Origin of the sequence: Vibrio sp. Y58_MX_L22 (genome assembly GCF_024181865.1) — a bacterium.
Taxonomy (GTDB): Bacteria; Pseudomonadota; Gammaproteobacteria; order Enterobacterales; family Vibrionaceae; genus Vibrio; species Vibrio alginolyticus.
Window position 1 is genome coordinate 1 of sequence record NZ_JAMZAN010000025.1, and the last position, 6,444, is coordinate 6,444.

General features: G+C 42.8%; 6 protein-coding genes and 5 tRNA genes. 3 read left to right on the forward strand and 8 right to left on the reverse strand.

Features of this window, described 5'->3' with window-relative positions; translation table 11 throughout:
* The 5 genes from NL626_RS22715 to NL626_RS22735 all read right to left on the reverse strand — a co-directional run.
* A partial coding sequence (locus NL626_RS22715; protein WP_253645201.1) for a GTP-binding protein occupies positions 1-122 on the reverse strand: 122 nt, incomplete at its 3' end.
* A gap of 102 nt (positions 123-224) precedes the next feature.
* Positions 225-300: transfer RNA gene (locus NL626_RS22720), tRNA-Thr, on the reverse strand.
* Positions 301-313: 13 nt separating this feature from the next.
* A tRNA-Gly gene (locus tag NL626_RS22725) sits at positions 314-388 on the reverse strand.
* Positions 389-423: 35 nt separating this feature from the next.
* Positions 424-508, reverse strand: a tRNA-Tyr gene (locus tag NL626_RS22730).
* Between the two features lie 36 nt (positions 509-544).
* Positions 545-620 (reverse strand) — tRNA-Thr (locus NL626_RS22735).
* Positions 621-825: 205 nt separating this feature from the next.
* On the opposite strand from NL626_RS22735, the gene coaA reads away from it, so the two are divergent.
* The gene (gene coaA / locus NL626_RS22740; RefSeq protein WP_005388683.1) at positions 826-1,749 is read left to right on the forward strand and encodes a type I pantothenate kinase; all 924 of its coding nucleotides are present in this window, start codon (positions 826-828) and stop codon (positions 1,747-1,749) included.
* 7 nt (positions 1,750-1,756) lie between these two features.
* On the opposite strand, the gene birA is transcribed toward coaA, so the two are convergent.
* Together birA and murB are read right to left on the reverse strand one after the other, a co-directional pair.
* Positions 1,757-2,722: a bifunctional biotin--[acetyl-CoA-carboxylase] ligase/biotin operon repressor BirA gene (gene birA / locus NL626_RS22745; RefSeq protein WP_130545443.1), complete on the reverse strand. Its 966-nt coding sequence runs from the start codon at positions 2,720-2,722 to the stop codon at positions 1,757-1,759.
* On the reverse strand, positions 2,719-3,762 hold the full coding sequence (murB, locus tag NL626_RS22750) for a UDP-N-acetylmuramate dehydrogenase (protein ID WP_206955165.1): 1,044 nt from the start codon (positions 3,760-3,762) through the stop codon (positions 2,719-2,721). Before murB ends, birA begins: the two co-directional genes overlap by 4 nt.
* Positions 3,763-3,863: 101 nt before the next feature.
* Here murB and NL626_RS22755 point away from each other — a divergent pair, with 101 nt between their 5' ends.
* Positions 3,864-4,295, forward strand: coding sequence for a GNAT family N-acetyltransferase (locus tag NL626_RS22755; RefSeq protein ID WP_017821963.1), 432 nt, complete (start codon positions 3,864-3,866; stop codon positions 4,293-4,295).
* 71 nt (positions 4,296-4,366) lie between these two features.
* Entirely contained in the window at positions 4,367-5,707 is a 1,341-nt protein-coding gene (gene pssA / locus NL626_RS22760) for a CDP-diacylglycerol--serine O-phosphatidyltransferase (protein WP_253657763.1), read from the forward strand.
* Positions 5,708-6,366: 659 nt separating this feature from the next.
* Here pssA and NL626_RS22765 read toward each other — a convergent pair.
* Positions 6,367-6,443 (reverse strand) — tRNA-Asp (locus NL626_RS22765).
* Position 6,444: the final 1 nt, after the last annotated feature.

Consider the following 6,444-nt stretch of genomic DNA (forward strand, 5'->3'; position numbering starts at 1 on the left):
CCGTAAACTTTAGCAAGAGTAGTACAGATAGCTGCAGTTAGAGTTGTTTTACCGTGGTCAACGTGGCCGATAGTACCAACGTTAACGTGCGGTTTCGTACGTTCAAATTTTTCTTTAGACATGAGTGGTCCCTCTAGGTACGGATTTAGGTGGCCCAAATTGACCACGCAACCAAAAAAAGATAATTGGTAAATCTAATATCAAAAGGAAATAAACTTGAGAGCTGGTGCTGATAGGCAGACTCGAACTGCCGACCTCATCCTTACCAAGGATGCGCTCTACCACCTGAGCTATATCAGCACTCAAATTAGAGTGGAGCGGGCAGCGGGAATCGAACCCGCATCATCAGCTTGGAAGGCTGAGGTAATAGCCATTATACGATGCCCGCAACACGTAACTCTGAGAGCTATTTCCTAAAGAATATGGTGGAGGGGGACGGATTCGAACCATCGAAGGCAGTGCCGGCAGATTTACAGTCTGCTCCCTTTGGCCACTCGGGAACCCCTCCAAATTTTCAAGCCATTCAGACTACTAAAGGAAAGAATGGTGCCGACTACCGGAATCGAACTGGTGACCTACTGATTACAAGTCAGTTGCTCTACCTACTGAGCTAAGTCGGCATAAGTGGTGCGCATTCTATTGAATGATTTTCTAGGTTGCAATAGTAATTTGAAAAAAAATCATAAATTTCGATTTTTTAGATTCGTTTGCTGCAAATTCGTACAAACTTAGCTTTTTTAAAGCAAACTTCGACCTTTGTCGTTTGCTTTGAAGTTCGCTTGATGTATGTTCTTGCTTCTATTAAACCAAGGATAAAAGAGACCCATGAGTCCATTTTTGTCATTTGACCGTGCAAATTGGGCCGAGTTAAGAAACTCTGTACCGATGACACTTTCTGAAGACGACTTGACTGCGCTTCAGGGCATTAATGAAAACCTAACCATGGAGGAAGCGGTAGAGATCTACCTTCCTTTGTCTCGTCTTTTGAATCTGTATGTCCAAGCTCGTCAAAGCCGCAATTCCGTATTACAACAATTCTTAAATACAGAGGAACATGCTCCCCCTTTCGTAATTGGTATCGCTGGCAGTGTTGCTGTAGGCAAAAGTACGACTGCTCGTATTCTAACGGCATTGCTTTCTCGTTGGGAGAATCATCCCAAAGTCTCCTTGGTTACAACAGATGGCTTCCTATATCCGAAAAAAGTACTAGAAGAACGCGGTATCATGCATCGTAAAGGCTTCCCTGAATCCTATGATATCAAGCGTTTAGTCGAGTTCATGTCTGACGTAAAGGCAGGAAAGCCCGATCTTGAAGTACCCATTTACTCTCACATCACGTATGACATTACTGATGAACTAAGAAAAGTGGATAGACCGGATGTTCTTATTATTGAAGGTTTAAACGTTCTGCAAAGTGGAATGGACTATCCACATGACCCGCATCGTGTCTTCGTCTCTGACTTTTTAGATTTTTCAATTTATGTCGATGCAGAAACAGAGACCATTGAACATTGGTATGTAGAACGCTTTTTAAAGTTTCGCCAAGGGGCCTTTACGAAACCAGGCTCTTATTTTAGCCACTACACACAACTCTCTGTCGATGACGCAAAGAAAAAAGCGAAGCAAATTTGGCATGATATTAATGGGCTCAATTTAGAATTGAATATTCTTCCAACTCGTGAGAGAGCCCACTTGATTCTACACAAAGGCGTTAACCACTTAGTTGATAAAGTCTCGTTGCGAAAGTAATCGAAGATTAGTCACTTTTACGCAACGAGATTTCACCACCAATATAAGTCTCTAGTCCTTGGGAGGTTTCGATTAATATTCCACCTTGATGATCGATGCCTCGAACGACGCCATGTACCTCTCTAGGCCCAATAAGCAGTTTGACCTGACGATTAAGGAAATTGTCTAACCGATTCCAACGTTCGATAAAGCCAGTAAGCCCTTTCATTTCATATTCGACAAGTGCAGAATTCCAATGCTTGATAAGTGTCATTGCTAGAACATTTCTATCGATCTTGAGACTCTGATTTACTTGGTTCAACGTGGTCCATGGCTGGTCAATCTCAGGCTGGTCGTCAGGCATTCCAATATTCAGGCCCATCCCAATCACTAGATGAGCAGCCCCACCGGCCTGACCCGACATTTCAACCAAGATTCCGGCCAGTTTTTTATCTTGATAATACAAGTCATTCGGCCACTTGAGTTTAACACCTTGCATGCCTACTTCTTCCAGAGCTTCCACTGCGGCAATCCCAATCACCAAGCTCAAGCCCATTGCCGCAGCCATTCCCGCATCCAGTCGCCAATACATAGAGAGATATAAGTTAGAGCCAAACGGTGAGACCCATTGTCTACCGCGGCGACCACGACCTTGCGCTTGATATTCAGCAATACAAACACGGCCCTTTTCCGAATCCGCGACTCTGTCGAGCAAATACTGGTTCGTTGAGTCAATCACAGGGACAAGTTCAACAAGTGACTCCGAGCTAGTGGTAAGGAGAGTCTCGTCTAACAACTGCAATGGTGAGGCTAATTGGTAACCGCGCCCTTGCACTCGATAAATATCAATACCCCATTCACTAAGACCTTTAATGTGCTTAGCGATTGCCGCTCTAGAAACATTAAGATCGTCGCCCAACGCTTCTCCTGAATGAAACTCTCCATCACTTAATAACTTTAAAATATGAAGTTTCGTAGAGTGATCTTTTCTCATCTAGATGCCTCGATCTGAGTCAAATTGGTCTCCCCGGTACGATTGAGAAAGCGTACTTCATGCTCAAGTATGATTTGGTATTTGTCCCATACCGTCTGCTTCACTAAAGAAGCAAGCGCGACAATGTCATCAGCACTACAATTATCTATGTTGGTCAAAACCAAAGCTTGCATAGGGTTGACCTGCGCACCATGTACAGACTTCCCCTTTAATCCACACTGATCAATAAGCCAACCAGCAGCAATTTTCATTCCTCCAGAAGCTGGGTAGGCCACTACGTTAGGGTATTTTTTTGTGAGTCGATCATAGTGATCTTGCGTGATCACTGGGTTTTTAAAGAAACTACCTGCGTTACCTATCTTGGTTGGGTCTGGCAGTTTTGCCTTTCGCACTTGGCATACTCGTTCGAAGATAGAATCAGGGCTGAGTTGTTCTTCTGGGATACTTTGTAAAGGACCGTACTGGTTAATCGGCTGCCATTGCTTCGCCAACTTAAGCCCTAATGCGGTGATAAAGCACTTTCCGTGCAACGCATGTTTAAATATGGAATCCCTATAGGCAAACTCACAGTCTTGGGCGTGCATTCTTTTGTTTTCAAACGTAGTTAGGTCAAGAACATCTACATAATCACAGATGTCTTTTAGCTCTAGGCCATACGCACCAATGTTCTGAATAGGAGCCGAGCCAGCACAACCTGGAATCAAAGCTAAGTTCTCGATCCCACCGATCCCCTGATTCACACACCAGGAAACCAATTCAGGCCAATCTTCACCACCGGCAATATGTAATAGGTAGTGCTCATCCGTTTCCGTGACTTCTTTACCCATGATTCGATTAACAATCACTAATCCCTCAAAATGTTCTGTAAAAAGAACATTACTTCCTTTACCTAAAAAAAGTTTCGGTAAATGGGTGAATCTTGGGTTTTGAAATAGCTCAATAACATCTTCAAGCGACTCAACGATAGCTAAATAGGAACACGATTGTTCAATTCCAAAAGTATGGTAAGCCTTTAGGCTCGCATTTGTTTTAATTTGCATAGTAGGTTTGCAACACCAGATAAGATTCTCTTAAACTGTCGACATTCTACATTAGTTATCTTTTAACCGCAGTGACAATACCAGACTCATTAATCATAGAAGTGTTAAATCCCATCAAGCTCCCCCTCATTAAGAAACTATACAAAGCGTATTACCCTGCGGGTCGAGCCAAAAAGGATGAATTGATCATTACAGCAAGCCATAAGGGTGAAATCATTGCGTTACTACGTTTAAAAAGTGTAGATAAAGTTCGTCTGTTGACAGGAATGTTGGTCATTCCGAAAGTTAGGGGAACAGGGATTGGAAAAAAACTACTAACTCATTGTAAAAACAATGTTTTCACTGATGGCGATTATTGCTTCGCGTTTACACATCTCGAATCCTATTATTCCAAGCATGGATTCACAACAATTGATTGCTCTGAGCTACCACACCCGCTAAAAATGGCATTTCAACGTTACGTAGATAGCGGTAAAGATCTCATTCCAATGCAATTCATCTCTTCAACGACATCAAAACGCGTGCTTTTGTAGCCAGGTAAATCATATCTTTGATAAAATGGCAGGTTCGCAATATTGCACTAAACTAAGGTACTCATACCGATATGATAGTAAGTAGGAATCCATTCGAACAGTTGCCAAGTCTCGCTGTCAATCCGGAAGACTTTGATGTTCTGTATTCAGCAGAATCATTCAGAACCCGTCTTTTAGATGCTATCAGCAAAGCAACGTCGCGAATTTACCTAGTCGCTCTATATCTGGAAGATGATGAAGCTGGACGTGAAATTCTCACTGCGCTTTATGAAGCGAAACAGCGCAATCCTGGGTTGGACATCAATATCTGCGTCGACTGGCATCGAGCGCAGCGTGGCCTGATTGGTGCGGAGACATCTGAGGGTAATTCAGCGCTTTACAAAGCATATGCCAGTAAGTACCAACACCCAATCCCTGTCTATGGCATACCAGTGCGTGGCAGAGAAGTTTTTGGGGTACTGCATTTAAAAGGCTTCATTGTCGATGATACTGTTATCTACAGTGGGGCGAGCTTAAATAACGTTTATCTCCATTATCATGAACGTTATCGATTTGATCGTTACCATGTGATTCGACATGAATCTTTAGCGAATTCAATGGTGCAATTCATTCAGGAAGAAATGATTGCTCACCCTGCCGTTAATGATCTTGCAGGAAAAGATAAGCCAGAAACCAAAGAAATAAAGTCGGCGATTCGCCAACTGAGGGCTTCTCTTGCTCAAGCAAACTATATGTTTGAAGACCAAGCAGCAACAGAAGAAAGCGTAAAAGTCACTCCGTTAGTTGGGCTAGGCAAACGCCGTAATATACTCAATCAACAGATTGTAAAGTTATTGGCAGCAGCCCAAGACGAAATTTTCATTTGTACGCCTTACTTTAACTTCCCTAAAGCACTTCATCGTGAAGTGAAACGAGCCATGAAGCGTGGTGTGAAAGTAACTATTGTTGTGGGTGATAAAACCGCCAACGACTTTTACATTGCACCTGAGGAAGACTTTAAAACCATTGGCGGACTTCCATATCTTTACGAAGTGAATTTGCGTCGCTTTGCGAAAGCCAATGAAGCGAATATCGCCGCACGTAAATTGTCAATTCACCTATGGAAGCATGACAATAACAGCTTCCACCTTAAGGGTATTTGGGTTGATAAACGCTATATGCTACTTACTGGGAATAACCTAAATCCACGTGCTTGGTCACTCGACCTAGAAAATGGGCTACTCATACAAGACAATTATGCGAAGCTCACTGAGAAGTTTGAAGACGAAGTTTCGCGTATTCTTGAGCATACTCACCTTATCTGTACTTATAAGCAATTAGAGAAAGTAGAAGACTATCCTATAGGGGTGCAGCGACTGGTCAGAAAAATCACCCGCCTAAAGGCAGATGGTGTTTTAAAACGTATTCTTTAGACATCATTTCTCGCTCTAAAGTACGTCGAGATTTTTATACTAAGCCAACCGCTTTAGCAGTTGGCTTTTTCATATAATCCATTTGGAATACTTAACTATTTTCTAGTACCGCTAGTGAGCACATAACCACTTAGATCTAGAGCGACTCTCTTAATGGGTTTGAGCTTTGACGTTTGTGAGTATTCCGCATAGCTTACAGCCTCGAGCTAAGCTACCCCTCTCTGTTCTGGCGCTTCTTACCCTTTTTTCTGAGACTCATCAAATGTTCAGCGTCGAAAATCATCACCTCGCTAATGAAGAGCTCCTTCAATCTTTCACCTTCCAATTCTTTTCAAGTCGTTTGATTTTTGAGCCAGGAGAGATTGGGGGTATATATGACGCTTTTCTGGATTATGCGCACAGTTCGTTTTTTCTTTCTCATCAAGATTCAAGCCGTTGAACGCCTTTGAATACCATAGATTACTTAGGTTTGTTTGTAGGTCATATTGTCTTTCCACAGCATCAACGGCCTATATTAATTAAAGCCTAGTGTGTAATCACGCAAAGTTCACTTAGTAGGGATTATGGGGAGTAGTCTAATTAGGTGTAAACACACTTCAGGGAAACGCCGCAGTAGAAACGAAAAAAGCCTCAGTCTTTCGACTGAGGCTTAATATAAGTGGCGGAGTGGACGGGACTCGAACCCGCGACCCCCGGCGTGACAGGCCGGTATTCTAACCAACTGAACTACCACTCCG